At 63.7% G+C, this 25365-nt stretch carries 23 protein-coding genes and 2 pseudogenes; 19 read left to right on the top strand and 6 right to left on the bottom strand.

The genetic code is table 11. From position 1 onward, the window contains the following. The first annotated feature begins 8 nt into the window (after positions 1 to 8). Both purU and folD read left to right on the top strand, forming a co-directional pair. On the top strand, positions 9 to 866 hold the full coding sequence (gene purU / locus M9978_RS20115) for a formyltetrahydrofolate deformylase (protein ID WP_254296364.1): 858 nt from the start codon (positions 9 to 11) through the stop codon (positions 864 to 866). Further along, on the top strand, positions 866 to 1786 hold the full coding sequence (folD, locus tag M9978_RS20110; protein WP_254296362.1) for a bifunctional methylenetetrahydrofolate dehydrogenase/methenyltetrahydrofolate cyclohydrolase FolD: 921 nt from the start codon (positions 866 to 868) through the stop codon (positions 1784 to 1786). Before purU ends, folD begins: the two co-directional genes overlap by 1 nt. Positions 1787 to 1871: 85 nt before the next feature. Here folD and M9978_RS20105 read toward each other — a convergent pair whose 3' ends face one another. Further along, a complete protein-coding gene (locus M9978_RS20105) occupies positions 1872 to 2324 on the bottom strand; it encodes an Lrp/AsnC family transcriptional regulator (protein WP_254296360.1) in 453 nt (150 codons plus the stop codon). A 112-nt stretch (positions 2325 to 2436) separates the two neighbouring features. Between M9978_RS20105 and phhA the strand changes: the two genes are divergently transcribed. The 11 genes and pseudogenes from phhA to M9978_RS20055 all read left to right on the top strand — a co-directional run bounded on the left by phhA (position 2437) and on the right by M9978_RS20055 (position 13676). Further along, complete coding sequence (gene phhA / locus M9978_RS20100) at positions 2437 to 3300, top strand: phenylalanine 4-monooxygenase (protein WP_254296358.1); 864 nt, start codon at positions 2437 to 2439, stop codon at positions 3298 to 3300. Beyond that, positions 3297 to 4508 carry an aromatic amino acid transaminase gene (locus tag M9978_RS20095; RefSeq protein ID WP_302054131.1) on the top strand — a complete coding sequence of 404 codons (1212 nt, stop codon included), beginning with the start codon at positions 3297 to 3299 and terminating at the stop codon, positions 4506 to 4508. The genes phhA and M9978_RS20095 overlap by 4 nt, the downstream gene beginning before the upstream one ends. Positions 4509 to 4520: 12 nt before the next feature. Then, entirely contained in the window at positions 4521 to 5579 is a 1059-nt protein-coding gene (gene hppD / locus M9978_RS20090; protein ID WP_254296356.1) for a 4-hydroxyphenylpyruvate dioxygenase, read from the top strand. Between the two features lie 156 nt (positions 5580 to 5735). Beyond that, complete coding sequence (locus tag M9978_RS23570; RefSeq protein WP_436977208.1) at positions 5736 to 6059, top strand: homogentisate 1,2-dioxygenase; 324 nt, start codon at positions 5736 to 5738, stop codon at positions 6057 to 6059. Then, a pseudogene (locus M9978_RS23565) lies at positions 6029 to 6352 on the top strand (homogentisate 1,2-dioxygenase domain-containing protein); the annotation flags it as partial. The gene M9978_RS23570 and the pseudogene M9978_RS23565, both read left to right, overlap by 31 nt. Beyond that, a complete protein-coding gene (fahA, locus tag M9978_RS20080) occupies positions 6349 to 7650 on the top strand; it encodes a fumarylacetoacetase (RefSeq protein ID WP_254296354.1) in 1302 nt (433 codons plus the stop codon). The pseudogene M9978_RS23565 and the gene fahA, both read left to right, overlap by 4 nt. Then, on the top strand, positions 7647 to 8033 hold the full coding sequence (locus M9978_RS20075; protein WP_254296352.1) for a Rieske (2Fe-2S) protein: 387 nt from the start codon (positions 7647 to 7649) through the stop codon (positions 8031 to 8033). The genes fahA and M9978_RS20075 overlap by 4 nt, the downstream gene beginning before the upstream one ends. After that, a complete protein-coding gene (locus M9978_RS20070) occupies positions 8015 to 8596 on the top strand; it encodes a MarR family winged helix-turn-helix transcriptional regulator (RefSeq protein WP_254296351.1) in 582 nt (193 codons plus the stop codon). Before M9978_RS20075 ends, M9978_RS20070 begins: the two co-directional genes overlap by 19 nt. Positions 8597 to 9064: 468 nt before the next feature. Further along, complete coding sequence (locus M9978_RS20065; RefSeq protein ID WP_254296350.1) at positions 9065 to 10423, top strand: CapA family protein; 1359 nt, start codon at positions 9065 to 9067, stop codon at positions 10421 to 10423. 167 nt (positions 10424 to 10590) lie between these two features. Continuing rightward, the gene (locus M9978_RS20060) at positions 10591 to 12045 is read left to right on the top strand and encodes a S10 family peptidase (protein ID WP_254296349.1); all 1455 of its coding nucleotides are present in this window, start codon (positions 10591 to 10593) and stop codon (positions 12043 to 12045) included. Positions 12046 to 12098: 53 nt separating this feature from the next. Then, positions 12099 to 13676 (top strand): S10 family serine carboxypeptidase-like protein, encoded by a 1578-nt coding sequence (locus tag M9978_RS20055; protein WP_254296348.1) that lies wholly within the window; start codon positions 12099 to 12101, stop codon positions 13674 to 13676. 660 nt (positions 13677 to 14336) lie between these two features. On the opposite strand, the gene M9978_RS20050 is transcribed toward M9978_RS20055, so the two are convergent. Continuing rightward, entirely contained in the window at positions 14337 to 15095 is a 759-nt protein-coding gene (locus tag M9978_RS20050; protein WP_254296347.1) for a Crp/Fnr family transcriptional regulator, read from the bottom strand. A 117-nt stretch (positions 15096 to 15212) separates the two neighbouring features. Between M9978_RS20050 and M9978_RS20045 the strand changes: the two genes are divergently transcribed. From M9978_RS20045 to M9978_RS20035, 3 genes are all read left to right on the top strand, one after another. Further along, positions 15213 to 15545 carry a DUF6894 family protein gene (locus tag M9978_RS20045; RefSeq protein WP_254296346.1) on the top strand — a complete coding sequence of 111 codons (333 nt, stop codon included), beginning with the start codon at positions 15213 to 15215 and terminating at the stop codon, positions 15543 to 15545. Positions 15546 to 15750: 205 nt separating this feature from the next. Continuing rightward, entirely contained in the window at positions 15751 to 16908 is a 1158-nt protein-coding gene (locus tag M9978_RS23470) for a GSU2403 family nucleotidyltransferase fold protein (RefSeq protein ID WP_254296344.1), read from the top strand. A 177-nt stretch (positions 16909 to 17085) separates the two neighbouring features. Continuing rightward, positions 17086 to 17940: a conjugal transfer protein TraF gene (locus tag M9978_RS20035; protein WP_254296453.1), complete on the top strand. Its 855-nt coding sequence runs from the start codon at positions 17086 to 17088 to the stop codon at positions 17938 to 17940. Between the two features lie 44 nt (positions 17941 to 17984). Here the strand turns inward: M9978_RS20035 and M9978_RS20030 are convergent, their stop codons facing one another. Further along, positions 17985 to 18359, bottom strand: coding sequence for a type II toxin-antitoxin system VapC family toxin (locus M9978_RS20030; protein ID WP_436977207.1), 375 nt, complete (start codon positions 18357 to 18359; stop codon positions 17985 to 17987). A 20-nt stretch (positions 18360 to 18379) separates the two neighbouring features. Continuing rightward, positions 18380 to 18631 (bottom strand): ribose-phosphate pyrophosphokinase-like domain-containing protein, encoded by a 252-nt coding sequence (locus tag M9978_RS20025; protein ID WP_254296342.1) that lies wholly within the window; start codon positions 18629 to 18631, stop codon positions 18380 to 18382. Positions 18632 to 18764: 133 nt separating this feature from the next. Here M9978_RS20025 and M9978_RS20020 point away from each other — a divergent pair, with 133 nt between their 5' ends. From M9978_RS20020 to M9978_RS20010, 3 genes are read left to right on the top strand one after another with little or no spacing between them, the layout of a single operon-like run. Next, entirely contained in the window at positions 18765 to 19277 is a 513-nt protein-coding gene (locus M9978_RS20020; RefSeq protein ID WP_254296449.1) for a thioredoxin domain-containing protein, read from the top strand. A gap of 49 nt (positions 19278 to 19326) precedes the next feature. Beyond that, a complete protein-coding gene (locus tag M9978_RS20015; RefSeq protein WP_254296339.1) occupies positions 19327 to 20754 on the top strand; it encodes a conjugal transfer protein TraH in 1428 nt (475 codons plus the stop codon). 14 nt (positions 20755 to 20768) lie between these two features. Then, a complete protein-coding gene (locus tag M9978_RS20010) occupies positions 20769 to 24506 on the top strand; it encodes a conjugal transfer protein TraG N-terminal domain-containing protein (RefSeq protein WP_254296337.1) in 3738 nt (1245 codons plus the stop codon). Here the strand turns inward: M9978_RS20010 and M9978_RS20005 are convergent. Both M9978_RS20005 and M9978_RS20000 read right to left on the bottom strand, forming a co-directional pair. Continuing rightward, on the bottom strand, positions 24503 to 24922 hold the full coding sequence (locus M9978_RS20005; protein WP_254296335.1) for a hypothetical protein: 420 nt from the start codon (positions 24920 to 24922) through the stop codon (positions 24503 to 24505). The two genes, M9978_RS20010 and M9978_RS20005, sit on opposite strands and share 4 nt — an antisense overlap. Before the next feature lie 49 nt (positions 24923 to 24971). Next, a pseudogene (locus M9978_RS20000) lies at positions 24972 to 25250 on the bottom strand (HEPN domain-containing protein); the annotation flags it as partial. Between the last annotated feature and the right edge of the window lie 115 nt (positions 25251 to 25365).

The raw sequence follows: 25365 nt of genomic DNA, 5'->3' as shown, positions 1-25365 counted from the left end.
GAGAAGATATGGCCAACTCACCCGCATCCTGCGTGTTGCGCTTCCGGTGTCCCGATCGCCCTGGCATCCTGGCGCTGGTGTCGCCCTTTCTGGTCGAAGGTGGGTGGGATATCCGCGAAGCAGCGATCTATGGCGACCGGGACAGCGTCGCTTTCTTCGTGCGCATGGAGCTTGCCAGCGAGACGGCCACCATCGCTCAGCTGGAGACCGGCCTGCCGCAGCTCGCCGCCGTCCTGCAGCTCGACTGGGAAATCCACGATCTGGGCCGGCCTTTGCCCGTGCTCCTTGCGGTCTCAAAGTTTCACCACTGCCTGATCGACCTGATCCACAAGACCGAAATCGGGCAATTGCCGATCCGCATCGTGGGCGTCGTCTCCAATCACGACACCGCTCGTGCTCTCGTCGAATGGCACGGCTTGCCATTTCATCACCTTCCGGTCGATCGCGCCGCGAAAGCCGCGCAGGAGGCGCGATTCCTCGACATCATCGAGGCGAGCGGCGCCGAACTCACCGTGCTCGCTCGGTACATGCAGATCCTTTCGGACAATTTTGCGGACCGGTTGGCCGGGCGCTGCATCAACATCCACCATAGCTTCCTGCCGAGCTTCAAAGGCGCCAAGCCCTACCATCAGGCGAAGGCGCGAGGGGTCAAGCTCATCGGGGCGACGGCGCATTATGTGACGTCCGAGCTCGATGAGGGACCAATCATTGAACAGGATGTACGTCGCGTCACCCATGCTACATCGGCCGATGAAATGGTCGCGATCGGGCGCGAGGTCGAAGCTTCGGTGCTGTCGCGAGCAGTGCGCTGGCATGCGGAGCATCGCGTTCTCCTGAACGGTAGCCAGACCGTGGTCCTAGCGTGATGGTCGAGCCCTCGCAAATCGGTCCATCCGCGCAGATAATCGACGGTAAGCGGATCGCGTCCGAGCGAGCGAACGTCCTGCGCAAGCGAGTCACCAAGTTCGTCGCCGTCAACGGCGCCCCGCCTGCACTCGCAGTCGTGCTCGTCGGCAGCGACCCCGCCAGCGCAATTTACGTCCGGCGGAAAGGCGAGCAATGCCAAGCAGTCGGCATCGAATCGATTCAGCATCGGCTGCCGCACGACACGACCGAAGCTTCGCTGCTTTACCTCATAGCACAGCTCAACCGGGATGCCGGTGTCCATGGCATGCTGGTGCAATTGCCATTGCCGGCGCATATCGGTGCCGACAAGGTCCTCGCGGCGATCGACCCCGACAAGGATGTCGACGGGTTCCACGTCACGAACGCCGGGCAGCTGGCGCTCGGCAAGCCTCGCCTAGCGCCGTGCACGCCTCTTGGGTGCATGCTCCTGTTACGCGAACTGGGCACTGAGCTGCGCGGAAAGCACGCTGTTGTCATTGGGCGCTCGACGATCGTAGGCCGTCCGATGGCGCAGCTGCTGTTGATCGCCGACTGCACGGTTACCATTGCACACCGTCACACGACCGACCTTGCCGCCTTGTGCCGCGCCGCCGACATCGTCGTGTCCGCTGTTGGCATTCCGGCGTTGGTGAGGGGCGACTGGATCCGGCCGGGCGCCATCGTCATTGACGTGGGGATCAACCGAGTGCCCGATCCACGATCAGGCACCGGCGCAACGCGGATCGTCGGCGATGTCGCGTTCGAGGAAGCGGTAGGCCATGCCGGCGCGATCACACCGGTCCCAGGCGGCGTCGGCCCTATGACGATATCATGCTTGCTCGAGAACACGCTCCAGGCTGCCGAGCTGATCGAGGGGCGGCTGGCCGGCACGCTCGGATGAAGCCTACCGATGGCAGAGCAAAACTCGCAGCTTGATGGGCGCAGATGCCGCGAAGGCGCTGGTCACGCATCGATGCGTCGAGCGTTCAGACCGGCAGCGCCGTCGTATATTTGGTCATCGACAATGCGAAATGTGATGAACCGCCATCCACCGAGGGATGGTTGAGCAAGCGACCCATTAAGAACGCGTTATAATCCGCGACATCGATCGCGACGATACGGAGCAGATAATCCCAGTCGCCCGACATGGAATAACATTCGATCACCTCGGGGCAATCGTCGATAAAGGTCTCGAAGTTCCGCCGCGCATTGCTTTCATGACTGCGCATGCGAACATTGCACATGACGTTGACGCCCAAGCCGATCGCCGTCTGATCCACGAGCCGGACTGTCCTCACGAAGACACCGGCCGCTTCGAGCGCGCGAACGCGGCGCCAGCAGGACGCCGGCGAGGAACCGACTTGCTCCGCCAGCGCAGCATGACTCATATTCGCATCCGCCTGCAACGCGGCGACGATTCTACGGTCGATCGGATCCATGAGAAACGGTTGGCTCATAAAATAAGGACCCTCGCGAATTTCAGTTCAAAATGCATGTCTGTATTGTCGATATTGAAAGGTAATCGCGGCTGCAATCTGAGATTCTGCCCATATGGCAGACGCGACACGCTCCCGACCCCCAGAAGCCGCCGAGGACTGGACGGTGCCGCAATGCTGGCACGAATATTCGGCGCAAGATCACGCGACATGGGACAAGCTGTTCGCTCGCCAATTGGGGATGCTCCCGCATCGCGTGACGCCTGAATTCATGGCCGGTCTCGACGTGCTGCGAATGTCCAAGCCTGGCATCCCGGATTTCGCGGAGCTGTCCGATCGCCTGATGACGCTGACCGGATGGCAGGTCGTCGCTGTGCCCGGCCTAGTCCCTGACGACGTGTTCTTCGATCACCTCGCCAATCGCCGGTTCGTGGCGGGCAATTTCATTCGACGGCCCGATCAGCTGGACTATCTCCAGGAGCCTGATGTCTTTCATGACGTCTTCGGCCATGTCCCGCTGCTCGCGCACCCTGTGTTCGCCGACTATATGCAGGCCTACGGCAAGGGCGGGCAGCGGGCGACTGCCCTAGGCATGATCGACCGGCTCGCGCGCCTCTACTGGTACACCGTCGAGTTTGGCCTGATCCGGTCCGGTGATGGCCTCAAGCTCTATGGCGCGGGCATCGTCTCTTCCTATGGAGAGTCGGTCTTCGCGCTCGACGATCCCTCGCCGCATCGTATCGGCTTCGACCTCGAACGTGTGATGCGCACAAAATATCGTATCGATGATTTCCAACAGAATTACTTCGTCATCGAAAGCTTCGAAGACCTGCTCGAACGCACGCTGAACACCGATTTCGGCCCGCTCTACGACCGCGTCGCTCAACTCCCGGATATCGAGATCGACACGATCCTGTCTGAGGACGGGGTCTACACGCGCGGCACGCAGGCCTACGCTCATGGAAAGGTCGCGGCATGACGCTGACACTTGAACGCACGACGCCGGCCGCGCTGTTCGACACCCTCGATCGGCAACCGCCTGACGCACTGCTGGCCGTGATCGGCATGCATCGCGCCGATCCGCGTCCCGATAAGATCGATGTCGGTGTTGGCGTGTACCGCGATGAAACAGGCACCACGCCTGTGATGGGCGCGGTCAAGGCAGCCGAGGCACGGTTGCTGTCCGAGCAAGTCAGCAAAAGCTATCTGGGTGCCGAAGGCGACCAGACCTTTACCGATAGCCTGGCGCATGTCGCACTTGGCGAGGCGCTCGCGGCGGATTCACGGATCACGGGGATCCAGACGCCCGGTGGGACGGGCGCCTTGCGGCTCGCCGCCGAGCTGCTCGCACGCACCGAACGGCGCCCGACCGTGTGGGTCGGAGCGCCGACCTGGCCCAACCATGCGCCGATCTTCGGCGAAGCGGGCTTGAGGGTCGCGAGCCATGGCTATTTCGACGCGGCGCGCGGCGACCTCGATTTCAACTTGTTCGTCGATGGCCTGACCGGCGCTCAGCCGGGGGATGTCGTGCTGCTCCACGGTTGCTGTCACAATCCCACCGGCACTGCTTTCGATGCAGCGCAGTGGCAACAACTGGCGACGATGGTGGTGGCGCGAGGCCTCGTCCCGTTGGTCGATCTTGCCTATCAAGGTCTCGGCCGCGGCCTGGCTGAAGACGCGGCCGGGATGCGCGCCCTGCTGACAGCAGCGCCCGAGGCCCTTGTCGCGTATAGCTGCGACAAGAACTTCGCCTTGTATCGCGAACGCGTCGGTGCGCTGTGGGTACAGGCCCCCTCGCCTGCCGTCGCCGTGCCCGTACGCGAAACGCTGCTGGTGCTCGCGCGCAGTCTCTGGTCGATGCCGCCGGATCACGGGGCGGCAGCGGTGCGCGAAATCCTTTCGGACGCTGCCCTGAGCGCCGACTGGCAGGCCGAACTGACCGGCATGTGTGAACGGATCAACGCACTGCGGCTTGCGCTCGGCCAAGCCCATCCAGCGCTCGCGCCAATCGCCCGTCAGCAAGGGCTTTTCGCGCTGTTGCCGATCGACCGCGGCGCGGTGCGGCAATTGCGTGAGCGGCACGCGATCTACATGCCCGACTCAGGTCGGATCAATATCGCAGGGCTGCGCCACGAAACGGTGGCGCCGTTCATCGACGCACTCGCGCCCCACCTTCCCCTTGCCTGAAAGGCCGTTTCGATGACCGACACGACAAATCCGCTGGGCCTCGACGGCTTCGAGTTCTGCGAGTTCACCTCGCCCGATCCCGATGCACTGGCGGCGCAGTTCGAGGCATTGGGCTTCGTCGCGGCGCATCGCCACCCGACCAGGGCGGTGACGCGCTACAAGCAGGGCCGAATCAACCTGCTGCTCAACCGCGAGCCGAACGGTCAGGCAGCCGACTTCCGTGCGGCGCACGGCCCTTCGGCCAGCGGCATGGCGTTCCGCGTCGCCGATCCGGCTTCGGCTTACGCGCATGCGCTCGAGCAGGGCGCGGAGGCGGTCGATGCGGCGGCCGGCACGCTCGGCGAAGGCTCGTTCGCGATCGCCGGGATCGGCGGATCCTACCTTTACCTCGTCCAGGCCGGACAGGATCTTTATGCCCGCTGGGACGAAGTGCCCGGCTGGCGCGAGGCGGAGGCGGCGAACAATGTCGGGCTCGACCTGCTCGACCACCTCACCCACAATGTCCGCCGCGGCGAAATGCGGACCTGGTCGAGCTTCTACGGCCGGCTGTTCGGGTTCGAGGAGCAGAAATATTTCGACATCAAGGGCAAGGCGACCGGGCTGTTCAGCCAGGCGATGATCGCTCCCGACGGCGCGATCCGCATTCCGCTCAATGAGAGCCAGGATGAGAATTCGCAAATCGAGGAGTTCATCCGCGAATATCAGGGCGAAGGCATCCAGCACCTCGCGCTCACCACCGCCAACATCTACGAAACGGTCGAGAAGCTGCGCGACCGCGGCGTGCGGCTGCAGGACACGATCGAGACCTATTACGAGCTGGTCGACAAGCGCGTGCCCGGCCATGGCGAGAACCTCGAGCGGCTGCGCAGGAACCGCATCCTGATCGACGGCAATGTCGGCGACGAGGGCATTCTGCTCCAGATCTTTACCGAAAACATGGTCGGTCCGATCTTTTTCGAGATCATCCAGCGCAAGGGCAATGAAGGCTTCGGCAACGGCAATTTCCAGGCGCTGTTCGAGAGCATCGAGCTCGATCAGATCCGCCGCGGCGTGATCACCGTTGACGCCTGACATCCCGTCCAGGGGACTTCTCCGGGCGCATACGCGCGCCATGGAGGGGTGGACGGGTCGGGTCGCGAGGTCCCTAGCCTCGCGGCCCGCACAACCCGCGAAAAGCAGATCGAGGCCCCTGCGAGGACAGGTGCCAATCCCTGAAAACCTATCGGCATGAACGGTCACGCAGCCATGGATGTCTCCTTGTATCGATCCGGTTTTGGCAATCATGCGGCCACTCAAGCAGTGTCCGGTGCGTTGCCGATCGGCAGGAACTCGCCTCAGCGAGTGCCGTTCGGCCTTTATACCGAGCAATTTTCAGCGCCTGCGTTCACCGCGCCACGGCATGAGAACCGCCACAGTTGGCTTTCCCGGATGCGGCCATCTGCGGGCCATGCGCGATATCGTCCAATTGAAGGAGGCGCTTTGTCACAGCCCGGTACTGGCGAGCATGCGGCTGCGTCACCCAATCGACTGCGAGCGAATTCATGGGGCTGATCACCGGCGCCTATGACGCCAAGGCAGGTGGCTTCGCGCCGGGCGGAGCAAGCCTGCACAACTGCATGTCAGCGCATGGTCCCGATGTCGCGACCCATCATGCCGCGACCATCGCCACGCTCGCACCGCACAAGATCGAGGACACCATGGCATTCATGTTCGAAAGCCGGCACCCGTTCGTCACGACCGAAAGGGCCCCCGAAACCGATTTGCTCCAGCCTGACCATGATGGCTGCTGGACCGGGTTCCGCAAGGCGCAGCTGCCAGCCTCGAGCGCGAGCACCGACGCATGAGCTGGTGGGCGAGCGATGAAACCCATGACCCGGCGCGCACCAGCTGGGTCGAGAGCGCCAATGGCCATGGCGTGTTTCCGGTCCAGAATCTGCCGCTTGGCGTGTTCTCCCCGCCCACCGGCGACGCACGGATCGGGGCCGCGATCGGCGAGGCGATCCTCGACCTTCGCGCTTGCGCCGCAGCAGGATTGTTCGAGCCGGCCTTGGCGGCAGCCTGCATCGAGCCTTCGCTCAACCGCCTGTTCGGCTTGCCGTCCGTTCAGCGCAAGTCGCTGCGGCAGCGCATCAGCCACTTGCTCTCGGACCCTGTTTATCGCGATCAGCTCACGAGCCACATATTTACTGCGAGCGATTGCGAGCTGCACCTGCCGGTTCGGATCGGGGACTATACCGACTTCTATGTCGGCATTCACCACGCCAACAATGTCGGTCGCCAATTCCGGCCCGACAATCCGTTGCTGCCCAACTACAAATATGTGCCCATCGGCTATCATGGCCGTGCCTCCTCGATCCGGCCGTCCGACGTGGCGGTTCGTCGCCCATCGGGTCAGCGCAAGCCAGCGGGCAGCGACACGCCCGTGTTCGGGCCGACTGAACGGCTCGATTACGAGCTTGAACTGGGCATCTGGGTCAGTTCCGGCAACGAGCTGGGCGAACCGATCGCCATCACCGATGCCGCCGAGCATTTTGCAGGTCTGTGCCTGCTGAACGACTGGTCGGCGCGCGATCTTCAAGCGTGGGAATATCAGCCGCTCGGCCCGTTCCTGGCGAAGAATTTCCATTCGACGATTTCGCCCTGGGTTGTCACGGCCGAGGCGCTGGCGCCATTCCGTATCGCTCAGCCAGCGCGGCCCGAGGACGATCCGCGGCCCCTGCCCTATCTTCATGACGCTGCCGATCAGGCGCATGGCGCCTTCGCGCTCACGCTGGAAGTTCATCTGCTCACCGCGAAAATGCGCGAGGCAGGCTTGGCACCATATCGCCTCAGCACCGGACCGGCTTCCAGCATGTACTGGACTGTCCATCAAATGCTCACCCATCACAGTTCGAATGGATGCAATCTGACGCCTGGTGATTTGCTCGGTACCGGCACGATCTCGGCACCGACGCGAGGTGGGTTCGGGAGCCTGCTGGAGATCAGCGGCGGGGGTCAGACCGCGGTCAAGTTGCCCAGCGGCGAAGTGCGCGCCTTTGTCGAGGATGGCGATGAGATCATCCTGACGGCAAGCGCGTCAGCCCCCGGCGCGGTTGCGATCGGCCTTGGAAGCTGCCGCGCACAAGTGACCCCTGCTCGATGAGTGACGACGAGGACACGACCGCGCTGGCCGCGCGTCGGGTGGATACGACGCCCGGCGGGGTACGACTTTGCGCTTTGGCGGACATCGGCGACGCGCGCGCGCGAGGTTTCGTCCTGCAGATGCGCGCCGGCCGCTTCCACGGCTTCGTCGTTCGCAGCGCCGGGTCGGTGCGAGGCTATGTCGATCGGTGTCCGCATGCTGGGCTCCCGCTCGCGCAACGGCTTGACGACTATCTGACGCCCGATGGCGGCCTGATCGCGTGCGGGTGGCATGGCGCGCTGTTCAAAGTCGAGGACGGCGAATGCGTCGGCGGCCCCTGCACCGGCCAGCGGCTCAAGCCATGGCCCGTCAAGGTCCACGATGAATGGGTAATGACGGCATGAGCGACGACCGCGCTAACGATGCCATGTTCCTGCGGCTCACCTTCCCGGCTGGCCCGCCGGAGCGAGTCTATAACAAGGCGCTGCGGCCGCACGACCTTTGCTTTCGCGAGTGGGTGACGCTCTATGTCCTGCGCGAGCTTGGAGCAGCGCCCCAGCGGGAGGTGGTACGGCAGGTCGGTCTCGACAAGGTCGCGGTGTATCGTGCCTGCAAGGAGCTGATGCGGCAATCACTGATCGAAGCCGCATCGCCATGCGAAGACGCTCGCTTGCGCCGGCTGCGGGTGACCCGGCAAGGGCTAGAGCGGCTCGATCGCACCATGCCCGCAATCGATCATGCGCGGGAGCTGCTGTTTGGATCACTTCCCGAAACAAACGTGGCGGCTTTTGTCGCAACCCTGCACCGCGTCGAGGTTGCGGCCATGCGCGCGGGCGCCAAGCCCGGCGTGAGCTGTGATCCGGAATACGCGAGTCAAGTTGACCGGGCCGGGCGACAAGGGCCAGTGGTGCGACGTGATCGGAGCATGAATATAGCATCCGTGGTGCGAGCGCCCCACGCCGTTTGATCGGCGTGGACCATCTCGTGACGAGGCAGACATGCGATCTCGCTACTGCCAGCCCTCATTCCGAGCGGCCGCAGCGCGCGGATCCTTTGCGAACTTCAACTCCATGCTCGCAAAGGATGCAGCGCTCGTTCTGCGGTCTTCACGCTTGCCAACGCGTCGGTCGCAGCACCGGCAACCGCCTCGCTCCATCATTGCTCCCGACGGTTTCGCCACCAGCCATTCGGGCGTCTGGCGTGAAGCGCCATGTCGGTCAGATCCAGGCGACTTGCGCCATCCATGCTCGTCGACAAATAAGGGCATGGCGGCCGCGCTCGGATCGCAGCGCGCCGCCTCCCCGAGCTCCTTCCACGAACGATGCAGACATGTATTGCCAACACGAGCACCATGCGCCATCCATCGATTGGCGGAGTACGATACCGACGCGGCATCCGACAATGGGCGGAGAGAAGCATCAAGCGGAGCTTGGGAATGACATTGACTAAGACTCGATCCACGCTCACCTCGGCGTTGCTGCTCACGCTGTGCTCACCGCCCGCATGGGCCGCTCCGCAACAAAAGACCGAGGCACCCGATGGCTTCACCGTTGCCATTTCGGGTGACATGCTTGGCCCCTACACTGAAAGCTTTCCGGAAGCCTCGACCGACTTCACTGCGGTGAAAGCGCTGATCGGATCGGCCGACGTCGCTTTCGCTAATCAGGAAGGCACGACGCTAGATCCAGCCACCTTCCCAGGCTGGCTGTCAGCGGACAATGGCGGCGGTTATCCGCGCCACAGCCTTGCGGTCACGCGCGCGTTCAAGTCGATCGGGATCGACCTGGTGTCACGTGCTAACAACCATGCCATGGATTATGGGACCGAAGGCCTGTTGACGTCGGACCGCGCGTTCGATGCGATCGGGCTGGCGCATGCCGGCACGGGACGGAGCCTCTCCGATGCGCGTGCACCGGCCTACTATAATAGCGGCGAGACGACCGTGGCGCTGATCGCCACCGCATCAACCTTCCCGGCGAGCTTTGCAGCAGGGGATGCGGCGCGCGGCGTCAATGCCCGGCCGGGCCTCAACCCGCTCCACGTCAAACCGACCATAATGGTAAGCGAGCGCGAGGCGAAGATCCTGCGCGGCATGGCGGTACGGCAGGGTTGGCAGGGCTATGATCTGCCGACAGCAAAGAGCCTTGCATTCAATGTCGGGGAGACCAGCTATCGTGTCAGCAAGACGCCCGGCATTGCCTATGACGTAAATGCCGGTGATCGAGCGGCACTGCTCGCCTCGGTCGCAGCTGCGCGCGAGAAATCGCAGCTGGTCCTGTTCTCGATCCACGCGCATGAGACCCGCTCCGGTGGGTATGAGGATCCAGTGCCCGCTGATTTCCTGCCGCCGCTTTTCCATTCGGTGATCGACGCGGGCGCGGACATGGTCGTGCGCCACGGCCCACATGCGGTCCAGGGCATCGAAATCTATCGCGGGAAGCCGATTTTCTATGGGGTCGGGCACCTCTTCACCGACTTGCCGAAAACGCTCAAGATCGCGAGCGCCGATCCGGAGCCGACCGTGATCACGCTGCCCGACACCTGGTTCGAAAGCGTCATCGCCATCAACGAATATCGCGGCGGCCGCGTCGCGCGCATCGTGCTGCATCCCATGATGATGGACGGGCGCGACGGACCCGATCGCGGCATGCCGCGTCCGGCCAAGGGCGGTGACGCGGCGCGCATTCTGAGCCGGGTGGCGGCGAACTCCAGGCTATTCGGCACCAACGTCGATATCCGTGGCGAGCAAGGCGTCATCGATGTCGCGGCACATGCGGGGGGCAAGTCTCAATGACGTGGCGTCGCTCCACGGTCCAGTCGTTTGCAGGACGCAGTGCGCGTGCGGCCGTGCTTTGCCTGCTGCTTGCCGCCCTTCCGATCTCGGCTGCCGGCCAGGTAGTCGCCCCGACCTCGCCAAAGGTCGTTACGCGTACATCGCCACAGCCGCTGACGTTCGCGGATATGCCGACCCCGAGGCAGTTCGTCACCAAGCGCCGCGTCAGCATTCGTGGCAAACCCGTCGAATATACCGCGACGGCAGGCGAGACGATCGTCTCCAATCTGGCGAACGAGCCGATCGCCAGCATCTTCTCGTTCGCCTATGTTCGCAGCAACCCCGGCAACGCCAAGCGGCCCGTGCTCTTCATCTTCAACGGAGGGCCCGGCTCGTCGTCGATCTGGCTTCACATGGGCATTTTCGGGCCCCGCCGGCTGGTCCTCGACTCCGAGGTGAACCCCTCCAACACGCCGCCGTTCGGCCTGCAGGACAACCCCTACAGCCTGCTGGATATCGCCGATTTGGTGTTTATCGATCCGGTTGGGACCGGCTACAGCCATGCGGTCGGCAACGCGCGTAACGAGGATTTTTACGGCGTCGACGAGGACGCCGAGTCGATCGCTCGCTTCATCGAACTCTGGTTGACCAAGAACGGGCGCTGGAACTCACCCAAATATCTGGTCGGTGAAAGCTATGGCTCGATCCGGGCGGCAGTGCTTTCGCGCGCGCTGATGGGCGGGGTGACCTATACCGGGGTCATGCGCGGCATCACGCTCGACGGGGTCATCCTGCTGGGCGTCGCCTTGAACGCAGGTGTGGTCGCGCCGCCCGATGCGCCGCGGCCCAACGGCCCTGACCCTAGTGCGGTCACCAGTTTGCCCAGTCTCGCCGTCACCGCCTGGTATCACAACAGGATCGCGCGCGGTGGCCGCGATGCCGGCGCAATCTATGCCGAGGCGACGGCGTTCGCGAAGCGCGATTATGCCGACGCACTCGCGCGACTGGGCGCGGGCACGCTGCCAGAAGCCGAAAAGTTGGCAATCGCGCAGCGGCTTTCGGACCTGACCGGCTTGCCGGCCGAGGCGTGGCTCAAGGCAGGGCTGCGCATGAGCGTTCAGGCCTATGGCAAGCAGCTGCTGGCGCCGTCGAACCAGGAAGTCGGCATGTATGACAGCCGCTATACGCTGCCGCTCGCGCTGAGCGGCGGCGATCCGGTTTCGGACGACCCCGCGATGGGGCGATACGTGCCAGGCTTCGTGGCATCGTTCCATGACATGCTCAAGGAACTGAAGGTGGACATGCCAGTCCCCTATGGCTCGATCGTATGGGAGGGTCTCAACCCCAAATGGAACTGGGTACGCGCCGGCGTCCCGGCCGGGCAGAATTTCGCAGGCGATCTGGCGATCGCGATGCGACGCAATCCGCGACTGCGCGTGCTGTCGGCATCCGGCTATTACGACATGGTGACCACGCCGAACCAGGCAGAGAAGGATCTGCGTGGGTCCGGGGCAGCGCCTGATCGCGTGTTCTTCCGCAACTATGAATCCGGGCACATGCTCTATCTGGGCGGCACTGCCAGGCTATTTGCCGACGACGTTCGCGCCTTCGTGCTCGACCAGTTGCCACCCCAAGGCCGATAGCAGTGCCGTCGACGGATGTCGCCACAAGGCTTGCGCGGCAACACGCTCCGACCATGCATCGCAACAGCATCGCGAGGGATCGCTCGAAAATGGGCAAGCTACACGATTTGCGCGAGTTGCTGTACGAAGTGCCGCAATGGCGCATGGGACCAGGCCCGAATGGAACGCGGGGCTTCTTGAAGTGGGTCGCCCTGACGTTACTGCTGAGCGCACCGGTGCAAGCCCGGCAGGCGCCCCCTGCCCCGGCGGCGGCCACGCCTGTCTCGCTGTCGGCACCGATCGTCACTGAACATCGCGGCACCTTCAACGGCAAGAAAGTCGCCTATCGTGCGTTTGTCGAGCAGTTCGATGCGGCGGGCCTCGACGGTGCACCGGCCGCCAAGCTCGTCTCCATCTCCTATGTCGCGCGCAACGCCACTCTCGACCGGCCGGTGTTGTTCGTGTTCAATGGCGGACCCATTGTTCATTCAGCCTTTCTCCATATGGGCGCGTTCGGGCCCAAGCGGGTAGCAATTCCTGACGACATCGCCGCTGATCCGGCCACCTTTAAGAGCGTGGACAATCGCTATTCGATCCTGGACGTTGCGGATGTCGTGTTCTTCGATCCGGCCGGCACCGGTTTCAGCCGCACCGCGAAGGGCATCGATATCCGGACCCAGTTTTCGAATGTCGCGGACGCGCGCCAACTCCAGCAGCTCGTCCTCGCCTGGACCAGGGCGCATCGGCGCGAAGGCTCGCCATATTATCTCGTCGGGGAAAGCTATGGCACGATCCGGGCGTCCGAAGCGGCACGGCAGCTTGCTGAATCAGGCCGGCCGCCAGCGGGGCTTGTCCTTATCGGGCAAGCCGTCAACATCGTCGAATATGTGCAGCGGCGCGGAAACATCGTCAGCTATGCGGTTTCGCTGCCGACGCTGGCGGCGATCGCCTGGCACCATTATCGCGCCGAACGCAGGGGTCGCAGCTTTGACCGCTACATGCAGGATGCGCACGATTTCGCCGCAAAAGCCTATCTGACGGCGCTGTTTGCCGGGGCCACCGCGCCGCTTGACGAGCGCCAGGCAGTTGCGCGGCGCTTGCAGGAATTCACCGGCATCCCAGCCGATTTCTGGCTAAAAAACGCGTTGCGCATGACGAAGACGGACTACCAACGCGCCCTTTTTCCCGGCAAGCTCCTCGACACCTATGACGCGCGTTATGTCAGTCCGGTAGGACAATCCAGTCCGTTCAGCGCGGTGTCCAACAGCTATATCGATGCGCTGCTCGCGTATCTGGCCAGCGATCTCGGCGTTACAGCCAAGGTTGGCAGTTACGTGCGGGAAGTCCCGACCAGCGGCCTGAACGGATGGGACTTCGGCCCCAACAAGACGCCGTTCGGTGATTGGCCCTATGGTGAGCCGATCACCGACCTGTTTGCAGCTCAGCCTGATTTCCGCCTGCTTGTCGCCAACGGCTATTATGACACACAAACGACGATCGGCGCACAGAATTACCTCGTGACGCAGTCGGGATGGCCTCGCGCCCGCGTGCGCAGCTACAACTATCAGGGCGGGCATATGCCCTATACGATTGAGGCCAGTCTCGCAGCGATGATGCAGGACGTGCGCGCGATGGTAACGCGTAGATGGTAGGCAGCGCGCAGCATCAAATGCGAGGCAACGCCCGATCTTACATTGGTTGGCATCTGGTCGCACTCAGCAATTCGCGTTCACCTGGCCCGTCGATCCGAAATGGCTCTAAGCCAGTCCGAATGCCTTGCCGGTCGAGATATGGGGACCGCTATTAGCCATGGACCTTGCGGATCGAGACGGGCGGATCGAGAAATTCCCGTCGGCGGACGTCATCTGATGCGTCCAGCTTCCCGTTCCACATCTTGCGTACGACGCCCGTGCCCACGCTAACGCTGCCAAATGCTGCAGCCGTGATCGTCCCGGGTTGCGCATATTGGCAGAATCAAGATCGGGCTGATTCCCGATGCAGCTCAAAACGCGGCGAGCGTCGCCTACGCGCAGATGAACATTCCATCCTGAGGTCTCAAGAAACCTCGGCAGCGTAAAGATGCTCGCGTGTAGAGCGATCTGCCAAAAGATACCTTGCGTAGCCGGGCGCGAGCTGCCCGCGCCTGCTAATATGTCGAAGCGTTGCTTGCGCTGGCGGACGCAGATGCGGACACGTGCATTTCAACGATGCTGTCCGGGTCGGAATGCTATGCGATACGATCCGGCGACCTCGGCAACCGCCTAGCGCGGCTCGATTCAAATCGCCCGACATCGCCTGCAGGTCGGCTCTGCTCAAGGGCGTTCGAGATAGCGTCGCTGTCGATCCGGCGCGGTGTCGGCGGTCAGATAGGAGCCTTCGAACTCGCCGACATCAGCAAGCGCATGCCAGTCCCGAATCCTGACGCGCCCGTGCCTGATCGTCACGAGGTCGGTCAGCGTCTTGAGCGACCGGTTGACATGAACCGAGGTCAGCGCAGCCGCATCGCCAAGCTGCTCCTGCGTAATGGGCAGATCATATTCGACCAGGATTTGACGATCCTCCCCGATGCGGATGGCCATCTCGCACAACACATGGGCGATCCGCGTGCGCGCGTCGCGCCGGCCGACATTCACGACCCATTGCATCAGGACTGCCGCATCGAGCATGCAATCGCGCCAGAATGCTTCGGCGATGGCCGGGTAGCGGGCCGCCACCTCGCGGATCGCGGCATGTGGCACCCGCAGGATGGTCGCCTCGCAGAGCGCATTTAGCCCACCGATACCGACTGGCCGCACCGTCGAGTGCAAGTCGACCATGTCCCCGGCGATGTGGAATGCGGTCGTCTGGCGCGCACCGGTGGCTGTCTGCCCGAACCTCCCCACGACGCCGGACGCGATAAGGCAGGCGTAGGACGTCACCTCGTCGATGTGGACAAAGTCCTGCTTGCGCCGAAATTCCACCCGATGCGATGGTAAAGCGAGGATAGCGCCTTGCTCCTCGTCCGTCAGGATGGAGCGGGCGGTCAGGCGGTCTACGAAAAGCTGCAGCGCGGCCGTGGACGAAGCGGTCATCCGATGCTCCCCCTAGATTGCAAGCGGGAGCTTAGGACCACTCTCAGTCATCGACGCCTGCCTGGCGAATGCCGATGATGCGCGTTTCATAGGGCTTGCGAAGCGGTCCGCCATAACGTGGCTCAGTTTCCGCAATTTCAGATGCCTCGAAACAAGCTGCACAACCTCCATCAAGATGCGGAGCGGCAAGGCCTGTGGGACATTTTGCGCAGCATGGGACGCTTTTTCTTTCACGTGATCAACGACATCGGCGTGCCGGATGAGGAAGGCGAGGATTTCGACAATCTGGCGGCCGCGCATCTGCGAGCGATCGACTATGCGCGCGACCTCGCTTCCGCCTCGGTTCGCCAAGGGCGACTGGACCTTCAGCATCGCATCGAAATCAACGATGCGGAGGGAAAGGTGCTGGCGACGGTCACCTTCGCTGATGCAGTCGATGTGACGAGCTGACCACGCGCCTGGCCAAACAGCATCGGTCCCGAAGCAGGGCTGGCGACGGCACCCCCAAATGGAGTCGAGCCGGCGCGCGCCGCTCGGCAGGAGAAGAAACTGATCCGCGCGCGAAGTCGCGGCAGTCAGTTACGAGGCCGCGTGTTTGCGAACGGCCGGCGGTGCGCCGAGATCGCTTGGGGCGGCATCGCGCCTCGCTCTTGATGTGCTCGCTGACACTCGAGCGCGCGATCGGCCCTCCACACGGACGCACGCCGGCTCAGGAGCGCGCTATTTACCCCACAATTTGCAGAGATTCCCTATCTGCGGGGCAAAGCTTGATTTTTGGCCATTTACCCCGCAAATCCGGCATAGTGATCAATTGCGGGGTAAATCCGTGTCGCTGCAGTCTTTCTCGAGCGAACAATCGCGCGTCATCGTCAATCTCGAGCAGGCCTATCAAGTCTGGATGGAAGCGCTGCGCACGCTGAACGGGCTCCCCTACAATATGCGGATCAAGGAGGTCTCGGGCCGGGAATATCTTTACGAGGTGACCGATCGTCTCGGAACGATGAAGAGCAAGGGCCCGGTGAACGAGCAGAAGCTTGCCGAATTCGACGAGTACAAGGCGGAGAAAGCAGCGCTCAAGGAACGCCTGGCGCAAAGCAAGGCGACACTGAAGGAACAGGCGAGCCTCTACCGCGCGCTTCGCCTGCCGATGTTGCCGACCGAAGCCGGCAAGATCCTGCGCGAGGCGGACCGAATGCGGTTTCTCGGCCAACAGGCGATGGTCGTCGGCACCAACGCCCTCGTCGCCTATGCGCTCGAGGCCAACGCCTTCATCCGCGACGCCCCCGATGCAACGCTCGATTTCGATCTCGCGCTGACCGCGGTCGAGACCGACGACGACTGGCCGACATTGTGGAAGGTCCTGAAGGAAGTCGACATGACCTATACGGTCAATTCAGAACGGCCTTTTCAGGCGCGTAACGCCAAGGCCTATGAAGTCGAAATCCTGGCGGCACCCAGCCGCGTCGGCGGCCAGGCAACGCGGGACCGACCGCGACCAGTCCCGCTGCCCGAACAGGAATGGCTTCTCGAAGGCAGGCCGATCGATCGGGTGGTTGGCGTTCAGGATGGCGAGGCCGCCCGGCTCGTGGTGCCCGACCCGCGCTGGTTCGCGCTCCACAAGCTCTGGATGGCCGAGAAACCGGAGCGAAATCCGCAGAAGAAACCCAAGGACGCCAAGCAAGGTGTGGCCTTGCTCAACGCCGTCTGGCTGACGATGCCGCACTACAAGCTTGACGCAGATTTCCGGGACACGCTGCCAGCGGAACTCCTGCCACATTTCGAGCGGTGGGACGCGCAAAAGCCGGCAGGCTGAGGCCCCCTTCGGCATCTCAATGCCCTCGACATTGTCGCGGTCCGTCATCTGCTGAACACCGGGGCCGTGCAACCGACCCCCGCCCTCCCTTCGTCGCGCCCCGTTGCTCGCCAGCCCCACCGTCCGTGGGATCGCGCGACCGGACGCGCCCTGATCACGGCCGGCATATTGCCGCTCATGGTCCTGCAAGTCTCTGCTACAGGTCAGGCCCGCACCGAGGCACCGGCCGCCACACCGAGGCAGGGCTATTGGTGGTATCAGGCGCCGCCGCCGCCAAGGCCACCCGAGACACCTGACGACCTCGTCAAGCCCGAGATCCCGCCGATGGCGCAGCTCGCGACCTGGACGCCGCCGCGCATTCGCAAACTGATCGAGCAGCAGCGCGACTATGCCGCGACCGTGCTCACCGTCGATGCGGTCGCCGACTTCTGGCGCCTGCAGGATTTCGCGCGCCGCAAGGCGCGTGCCTTCGCCGGCGTTACCCAGCTTGCCATGTTGCAGCATCCCGAACTCAACTCGAAATCCGCCAACCCGATGGTCGGCGATGCGCGCGCCGATTTGACCGCGCAGAAGGACGCCATCCGACGCGGCTATCTGCGCGGCAAGGCGAACGAGTTCGCGCTCGTCATGTTCTCGCGTTCGACCTGTGGCTATTGCCGCGTGCAGTGGCCGATCGTGCAGCGTTTCCAGGAGGAAATGGGCTGGCAGGTCACGCTGATGGACCTCGATCGCCGCCCTGATCTGGCGGCACGCTACGGCGTCGAGATCACGCCCACGACCATGCTGATCCGGCGAAACAGCACCCAGCGCATGACCGTCGCCAGCGGTGTCGAGACCTACCCAAATTTGGCCCAGATGACCTACCAGGCGACGCGACTGCTGAGCGACGACATCCGCCCAGAGCAATTCATGACCGGCCCTGGCGAGGACGACGGCTTTTTCGATGCGCTCGGCAACGGCCCCGTCTCCGCGAGCGATCCGCGCGCGCTCGGCGGCGATCTCGTCGGCCTGCAGCCAGAGCCGCAGAAATGAAGGCTATATCGCCGCCTGCAGGCAATCTCCCACCACCGGGAAGATCAGGCCAATATGCGCGCCTGCTCGCCGCGCTCGGCCAGCAGCCGCACCGCCGTTTTGTCGAAGCTGACGAACGTCTCGCCGCCGAGCCAACGGCCATCGTGGGCGATCACGCCACCGGCGAAGTCACCGCCTGCTTCGAAGGCGGCAAGGCCAGATTCGACCGCATTTCGGTCCATTTCGACGTTCCCGGCGTCGAGCAGAAGGCGAAGCGAAGCAGCGATCTGCTGCGGTTCGTACCGATAAAGACGGCCGAGCACCCAGCAGAACTCGCACAGCGCAGGCAAGGTGACGACGACCGGTTCGGCGCGGGACAGGAGCTTTCGAGCCAACAGACCTTGAACCGGGTCATGCTGCGTCGCGGCCCGGACCAGCACATGGCTATGGGCAACGACTTTCAGGGTTCGTCAACCCAGCCCTTGGCTATCGCTTCGTCCATTTCCTCGATCGAGTTCGGCCGCTGCCCTTCACGCTTCAAAGACCCGAAAAAGCCATCGATCTTTCCCACCGGCCGCACGGTCCGAACTCGCAGTTCGCCATTCGGAAAACGGTCCAGGCTGATCTTGTCACCTGGCCGGACGCGCAAATGCCGGAGAAGCGCCTTGCTGAACGTCACATGGCCATTGGCGCTTATCGTAATCGCGTTCATCGCCTCACCTCATTGCGCCGCAAAAGTAAATTGCCTTCCTTTCAGGCAAGCGATTGACTTGGCGCTCATTCATAGATCGCTTCCCGGCTTGCCCGCCGCCAACATTATTCCGGCGGCATCAGCAACACAAAGAATGACGCGCGAGCGAGCGCAGGCGGCTGCCGTTCACCCGGTGACCGATCCCGTCTCCATGCGCCGCTGGCTCGCGCGCGTACCCGTCACACGAGAATTTCCGCCCGACCTCACGGCGACCTTGCGCGCGCATTCTTCGCTGTACGTGATCGAGATGAGCACCGCGCCCGGTTGCCTGCCCTGTGCCGACCTCTGGTCACGGCTGAATGAGTTGCGCAGCCGATATGGCTGGCGCATCCGCACCGTTTCCGGCGAGGAGGCGTTGCTGCGCTCGGGTCGGCTCGGCCTTCCCTGGGTCGGACATCCTGTCGCTTGGGTCCGGCCGCAGAATGACCCGTCGCGGATGATCCCGATAGCGATCGGCACCGATCATGCGCCGAACCTTGCGCGTAACCTCTATCTCTCGGCGAAGATGCTGACTGGCGTGCGACCCGCAGTCGCGGTGCGCGCCATGTCCAAATTCACAGGGATCGTCGGCGCACCGGCACGGCCGACCACCAAGACACGGCGCTGAGCATGGCGGGCTCGGCATTCCATTCCCTCTCCGACCCAAGGACCTCGCCATGCGCCGACTTGCCCGCATCCGCTCGAGCCTCGCACTCGGCATCGCTGCAGCCACCCTGCTGAGCGCGACGCCGGCCGCAGCGCAGAGCTGGGTCGAAAGCTGGTTCGACAATGTCACCTATTCGAGTTCGGGCAGCTTCGAGGACCAGACGCGTGGCTATGTGACCGCCGGCGGCATGTCGGGCCGCGTCGATGTCCATAATGACTATCTGATGTCGGTGACCTTGCCCAAGGTCCGTGCCGGCTGCGGCGGCATCGACATGTTCCTGGGCGGCATGTCGTTTCTCGACCCCGACTATCTCGTCCAGAAGCTCGAGAGCATTCTCCAGGCGGCACCCGCAGTTGCATTCCAGTATCTGCTCGAAACGCTCGACGAGAAGATGGGCAACATCATCTCGAAGATGGAAGCCGCCACTAACTTCCTGAACTCGATCCAGGTCAACGACTGCCGCCTCGCCAACCGCATGGTCCAGATCGCCAAGGGCGACGACAACATGTCGGGCATCATCGAAGAGATGACCGGATATCGCTCGGTCAAGCAGGGTTTCGCCAAGAGCTATCAGCAGTCGCGCGAGAAGATCGAGGCGAACAACAACAACCCGACCGAGGACTTGAAGGAGGCACTTGAGAACTGCCCGCCCGAGGTGACCGAAATCTTCCGCACTGGGTCGCTGCTCGCCAATGCCGCCGCGCGGGTCGGCGCGGCAAGCTGGGCCTCGGTGATGCGCGCCCGGGTCGGCGACGTCTACATGCGCTGGAACGCGGCCGACAAGGTGCCGCTCTTCTCGGCGATCCCGGCGTGCGCGGCGCAGGATAGCGAGAGCCCGCAGGACTTCCTCACCGGCCGGGTGCAGAAGCGCGGCCTCGGCATCCCGCCAAGCGCAGCCGATTGCAGCCCCGATGGCGGCGGCCGCGGCGCGCTCGTCATGGCGCGCGAGCGCATGCAGTCGATCGCCACGAAGATCCGGACGCGCACGGCGCTTAGCCCCGAGGAGCGTCAGTTCGTCGCCAATGTCCGCACCCTCCCCGTCTATCGCCTGCTCGAATGGGGCGTGCGGCAGGGCATGGTCGACTCGGTGATCGGCGACACGGACGAGCTCGTCGCGCTGAGCCTCGCCTATCAGATGCTGAACGACCTCACGCGGACGATCGACTTCGCGGTCGGTAATGCAGAGCGCGGTGCGAGCGCCGCCGGCGCCGCGGATGCGGCAAGCAAGAATGTCTGCCAGACTCGCATCCTCGCCAAGGGCATGGAGCAGCTGCGCGACCTGCGCGAAGAAGTACTGCGCCAGCGCGCGCAAATGCGCCAATCCTATATGGCGGCGCTCGGCACCGCCAACCTCTCGACCAGCTATGCCGGTCTGCTGCGTGAGCGCGATCGCGACGCGCGCGACGCCGCCGGCACCGCCGCTGCCCGCAACCAGTAGCAGGGTGACCGGATATGCGCGCAGCCAAAAGCCTCGCCCTCCCCGGCTTGCTGATCGCCTCGCCGGCAGCGGCATTCGACACGAGCTTCCACACCTATAACGGCTTCCAGGAGACGGTGGACGCGTTCCGCACCGTCTCGCTGATCTTCGCCGATCCGCGTTACGAGACGCTGGTGCTGATCATGGCGACGGTCGGCATTGCGCTCGGCGCGTTGCTCGCAAGCGCACGCGGCTCGGGCATCGGCCTCGTCGCCTTCGGCTTCCAGATCCTGGTCGGGGTCGGTCTGTTTGTCGGTCTCGTCGCCAACACTGGCACCGTCCATGTCTATGACCGAGTCAAGAACGCGCATCAGCCGGTCGGGGGCGTCCCTATCCTGATCGTGCTGGTCGCCGGCACGACCAACATGATCGAGCGCGCGATGGTGGAGACGATCGACGACAACACGCCCGATCCGACGACCAAATACACGTTCGGCGGCGGCGGACAGGCGTTCGACCTGTTCCTCAACGCGACGAGCCCGCGGGGTCCGATGACCGACACGTTCCTCGACGCGACGATCAAGGATTATGTCCGGCAATGCTATCCGGTCGCGCGCGTGTCGGCCGCCTATGGCGTTGACGACGACAAGCTGTTCCGGACGGCGACCGACTTGCCAGCTGCATACGCCGCCATGGCCGGGCCGGCGACTTTCTCGACCGTGTTCACCGAAGACGACAAGGGTGGCTCGACCGTCAGCTGCGAGGAGGCCTGGACGCATATCGCCGCGCGGCTGACCGACCCCAATTTGTTCGAGGACTATAGCCGTCAGGTCTGCCGCCGCAGCGGCTTCCAGATCGACCAGCCAGCCCAGCTCGCCCGCTGCAAGGAACAGCTCGGTTCGCTCGGCCAGACCATGCTTGGCCGCCCGCTGACCCAGCAGGCGCTGATGACGCATGTCATGCTCGGCCAGACGGTCGGTGACGTCTTGTTCGAGGACAGCCCGGCAAGCGCCGCGCGCGCCATGGCCAACCGCGCCGTGGTGACCAACGGCCTTTCGACAATGTCGGTCGCCAATGAATGGATGCCGACGATCCGCGCCACCGTGTTTGGCATCATGCTGTTCATGGTGCCGGTGGCGCTGCTGTTTATCCTCACCCCGATCAACCTGCGCGTTGCGAGCTTCACGCTGGGCCTCTTCGTGTTCGTCGCGTTGTGGGGCGTAATCGATGCCGGTATCTATCAGCTGACGCTGGGACGCGCCTCGGCGGTGATGGCGGAGCTTCAGTCGACCGCGCTCGCCGCGAACAGCTGGCTGCTCGCGCCATCGGCGGCGACCAAGGCGCTTGCCGTGTTCGGCAGCTTCCGCACCGCCGCAGCGGGCATCGCCGGCGCCTTCGTGTTCACCGTTTTCCGGTTCAGCGGCAATGTGTTCAGCTCGTTCACTGGCAGCGCGCTCGGCGTCACCGGCCAGGCGAGCGCCGCCGCGGCGCCGCTCGCCACCAGCGAAGGCTATGCGTCGGCGCTCGAGCGCCAGGCCTCGGCGGCGGGCACGCGCAGCCGTGCCGCCGCCGCGTCGAGCTTCGGCGACTTTGGCGAGCGCAGCAGCTTCGGCGCCAATCGCAGCTATGGCGAGGCCGGGCACATCATCGGTGAACGGCCTGGCGCGAATGGTGGCACGGCGTTCGCGCTTGGCGGGATCGAGGGCGCGCGGCAGATGGGTGCGCTGGCGCCGGCGCTCAGGGGCAAGGATCTCGCCGATCCGCAGGTCGCGCGTGACGTCCAAGCCAATGCCGCCACCACCGCGATCCACCAGTTCGCCGAGAAGGACGCGCTCAGAAAGCTCGGCACCGGCTATTTCGGCGAGGGACAGTCTGGCGAGCGGGCTTTCGCCGCCTTTGCCCAGAACCTCGTGCAATGGCGCGCGTTCGGCGACCAGCGCGCCTATGACATGATGTTGCAAGGCGCGCAGCGGCATTTCGAGCGGCAGGGCTACAGCGCCAAGGACGCATCGCTCAAGGCCTCGGGAGTGATCGGCGAAGCGCAGAGCGATCCCACTTTCGCCAAGCTCATCGCCAACAGCTACGATCAGGAGAAGATGCTCAAGAACGACCTGACCCAGGCTCAGGTCACTGCAGGCGCGATGCAAGGTCGCCGCGACTTCGCCGGCGACCAGGTTGCGCAGATCGAGCGCAGCAATGTCGCAACCGAGCAAGCGACGCGGACCGGCACCAACCAGGGCCAGCGCGAAGCCGCAGCCATGCTCGGCATCGCCCCCCAGGAAATGTCCCGCCGGATCGGCTTCATCAACGCGCTTTCCGGCGAGGCCCGATCCAGCGCCATCTCGCAGCTCAGTCACGCCACCGGCCGAAATGAGGCGCAGGTCCTCAGAGCCATCGAGACCTATAACGCTTCGACCAACCTCGGCACCGCGGACGGCGCCACCGCCGAGGCTGCGCGCGAAGGGACCAGCGTGTATTCGCGAACCAAAGAGGCGGCCGGCTACGACTTCGCCGAGCGCTCGGGCAAGGTCGATGCCCAGCGCGAGGTCGGGACGGTCGGCACTCGCGCTGCAGCCAGGATCGGCGAGCAGCGCCGCCAGGCCGACAATTTCGGGTTTGCAGAAGGCGCGGCTGCCGCCGGCACGTCGGTCCGCGAAGCGGCGCGGCTCGACAGTTTCATCAGGACGCTGAGCCAGACCGCCGGCAACCAGGTCGATATGGCCTCAGGCGGCGCGGCGGGCATCGCCGATCGCGCGCGCAACGAGCGCACCACTCGCATGGTCGAGAACGAGCGCCTCAGCCGCATGCAGGGCCTGCTGCGCGCGAACGGCATCACCATGACCAAGCGAGACCTCGCGCTCGCCCAGAATGGCGACCTTGCGCTCAATGTCTCGCCACAGGTCGCCGAGCAGCTTCACCGCGCCGGGCTTATCAACGACAGCCAATATGGGGCCATTGCCCAAGGCGGACAGGCGCGTTTCAGCTTCGCCCACAACGATTTGCTGGTGTCCAGTTCGACCAGCTTCCAGCAAGCTGCCCGCAACGACACCAGCACGAGGTTCGAATCCGGTAAGCAGGCCGGCCCGGACACGATCGAGCATTTCATGGGCGGCGGCGAAGCAGGGCAGCAAGCCATGGCCAGCTGGCTCAAGGGCGGGTTCGAAATGGACCGAAAGGGCGAATGGCGCCTCACCCCGCAGGTAGCCGACACGCTACAGCGCGACGTCAGCGCGATTATTGCGCAAACTGGATGGCAGCGCTCCCTCACGCGTAGTGCCGATAAGCAATCGACTATGACGAGTAATTTCGGCGTTAGTTTGGGTGCGGGTGTGGCCGCACGCGAAGGGGGCAATGATACGGCCCGCGGTCGTGGCCCTGCCGCTCAACAAAAGCAAGGCGGGCTTGGACGCGCTGGTGGTCAACTAGGATTTGAGAGCCGCGATAGTGGGATGAGCGGATCGTCGGCGAGGTCTTCCCTCGACATCGTCAACTACGACGTCCGTAGTTCGATCGCTGCTGCTGAAGCTGTTGCTGCTAGGTCGAGCGAGCCTGCCGCCGCCTTCTCGCGCGAGCTATCGCGTCAGGTTCTCGGACCAGATGGTCTGCGAAATCGCTATCTTGAAAATGCGGCCTCTGGCCGGGGAACGCGGGACCTCTCCTCGCCCTTTACGTCAATGGAGCAATCCTCGATTTTGGAAACCGGTCGGCATACGACGGACTTGGACCGCAGCCGACGAGACGGCGACCCCCAATATCGCATTCGTAAGGACTAATGAGGGCCGCGCTCCCGGAACGAGTAGCCGATCCATTGCGGACCGGATCGCGGATCCGTCTCGTCCATGGTCGGATGAGACATACCCGGCTTGCGATATTCTCCAACATCGTAGTCAAACCAAGTGTCGGCAGGTTCGCCTTCCGCTAGCAGACGGCGTAGATAGCCGAATCCAAGTACGAGGCCGGCAGTGATCGGCATCAAAATGATGTTGGTGGCGATGCCGAATCCGCTTGTGTAGAAGCGCTGCATCGCAGGCTCCATAGCAGTGCCTGCGGGCAGCCAGTACAGCGGGATCGCGATCCACCACGCCTTGGCGTACCACGGGTGCCAGAGGTAATCGCCAATCCGCAATGGCGGTGTCGTGGCAGCAGTTTCTGCTTCGATAGCCGGGTCGAGGTCGGAACTGGGTTCCATGCCGCGATCTCCGATCAGATTAGGGGGCGAGACGAGCCCCGACCTATAATTACTGGGGTGCATGAGTTGCGGCTTCGAGTTCGGCGATCCGCTCGCTGCATACCGTGTGGACGACGCGGCCCAACTCCTCGATCCGGCCTAAAAGCCATTTCAGTTCTTCAGCATTAATGCGATAGTGCTTCGAGTAGCGTGCCTTCACATAGGCATCTTTAAGCTTCTCGAATAACGCTCGTTCGCGACGGGTGGTCGCAGGCCATACCATGTAAAGTCTTCGGTCTAGTTTTTCTGCCTGCGAGCGCAGAAATGTAAGATTGTGCACGTGAGGCGTTTATGCCGAGCGCGCAACTATGCCGAGCGGGCGCAGGATCACGCGGTTTTCGTGGGGCTTTGAGGTAGTCGGCTCGGCATAGTTTTACGGTCCTGCCATGGGCCGTTGGCGGCGT

Source organism: Sphingomonas tagetis (genome assembly GCF_024211275.1).
In the GTDB taxonomy this organism is placed as follows: Bacteria; Pseudomonadota; Alphaproteobacteria; order Sphingomonadales; family Sphingomonadaceae; genus Sphingomonas; species Sphingomonas tagetis.
This window is presented reverse-complemented; position numbering and strand designations above follow the sequence as displayed.

Excerpts from the sequence above, each read along its gene's own strand:
- M9978_RS20010 (WP_254296337.1), top strand. The coding sequence starts at position 20,769 with ATGCGCGCAGCCAAAAGCCTCGCCCTCCCCGGCTTGCTGATCGCCTCG.
- M9978_RS20105 (WP_254296360.1), bottom strand. The coding sequence starts at position 2,324 with ATGGATCCGATCGACCGTAGAATCGTCGCCGCGTTGCAGGCGGATGCG.
- M9978_RS20035 (WP_254296453.1), top strand. The coding sequence starts at position 17,086 with ATGGTCCTGCAAGTCTCTGCTACAGGTCAGGCCCGCACCGAGGCACCG.
- M9978_RS20005 (WP_254296335.1), bottom strand. The coding sequence starts at position 24,922 with ATGGAACCCAGTTCCGACCTCGACCCGGCTATCGAAGCAGAAACTGCT.
- purU (WP_254296364.1), top strand. The coding sequence starts at position 9 with ATGGCCAACTCACCCGCATCCTGCGTGTTGCGCTTCCGGTGTCCCGAT.
- M9978_RS20075 (WP_254296352.1), top strand. The coding sequence starts at position 7,647 with ATGAGTGACGACGAGGACACGACCGCGCTGGCCGCGCGTCGGGTGGAT.
- M9978_RS20020 (WP_254296449.1), top strand. The coding sequence starts at position 18,765 with ATGACGCGCGAGCGAGCGCAGGCGGCTGCCGTTCACCCGGTGACCGAT.
- phhA (WP_254296358.1), top strand. The coding sequence starts at position 2,437 with ATGGCAGACGCGACACGCTCCCGACCCCCAGAAGCCGCCGAGGACTGG.
- M9978_RS20055 (WP_254296348.1), top strand. The coding sequence starts at position 12,099 with ATGCATCGCAACAGCATCGCGAGGGATCGCTCGAAAATGGGCAAGCTA.
- M9978_RS20050 (WP_254296347.1), bottom strand. The coding sequence starts at position 15,095 with ATGACCGCTTCGTCCACGGCCGCGCTGCAGCTTTTCGTAGACCGCCTG.
- M9978_RS23570 (WP_436977208.1), top strand. The coding sequence starts at position 5,736 with ATGAACGGTCACGCAGCCATGGATGTCTCCTTGTATCGATCCGGTTTT.
- hppD (WP_254296356.1), top strand. The coding sequence starts at position 4,521 with ATGACCGACACGACAAATCCGCTGGGCCTCGACGGCTTCGAGTTCTGC.
- M9978_RS20015 (WP_254296339.1), top strand. The coding sequence starts at position 19,327 with ATGCGCCGACTTGCCCGCATCCGCTCGAGCCTCGCACTCGGCATCGCT.
- M9978_RS20025 (WP_254296342.1), bottom strand. The coding sequence starts at position 18,631 with ATGAACGCGATTACGATAAGCGCCAATGGCCATGTGACGTTCAGCAAG.
- M9978_RS20070 (WP_254296351.1), top strand. The coding sequence starts at position 8,015 with ATGGGTAATGACGGCATGAGCGACGACCGCGCTAACGATGCCATGTTC.
- fahA (WP_254296354.1), top strand. The coding sequence starts at position 6,349 with ATGAGCTGGTGGGCGAGCGATGAAACCCATGACCCGGCGCGCACCAGC.
- folD (WP_254296362.1), top strand. The coding sequence starts at position 866 with ATGGTCGAGCCCTCGCAAATCGGTCCATCCGCGCAGATAATCGACGGT.
- M9978_RS20065 (WP_254296350.1), top strand. The coding sequence starts at position 9,065 with ATGACATTGACTAAGACTCGATCCACGCTCACCTCGGCGTTGCTGCTC.
- M9978_RS20095 (WP_302054131.1), top strand. The coding sequence starts at position 3,297 with ATGACGCTGACACTTGAACGCACGACGCCGGCCGCGCTGTTCGACACC.
- M9978_RS20060 (WP_254296349.1), top strand. The coding sequence starts at position 10,591 with ATGCCGACCCCGAGGCAGTTCGTCACCAAGCGCCGCGTCAGCATTCGT.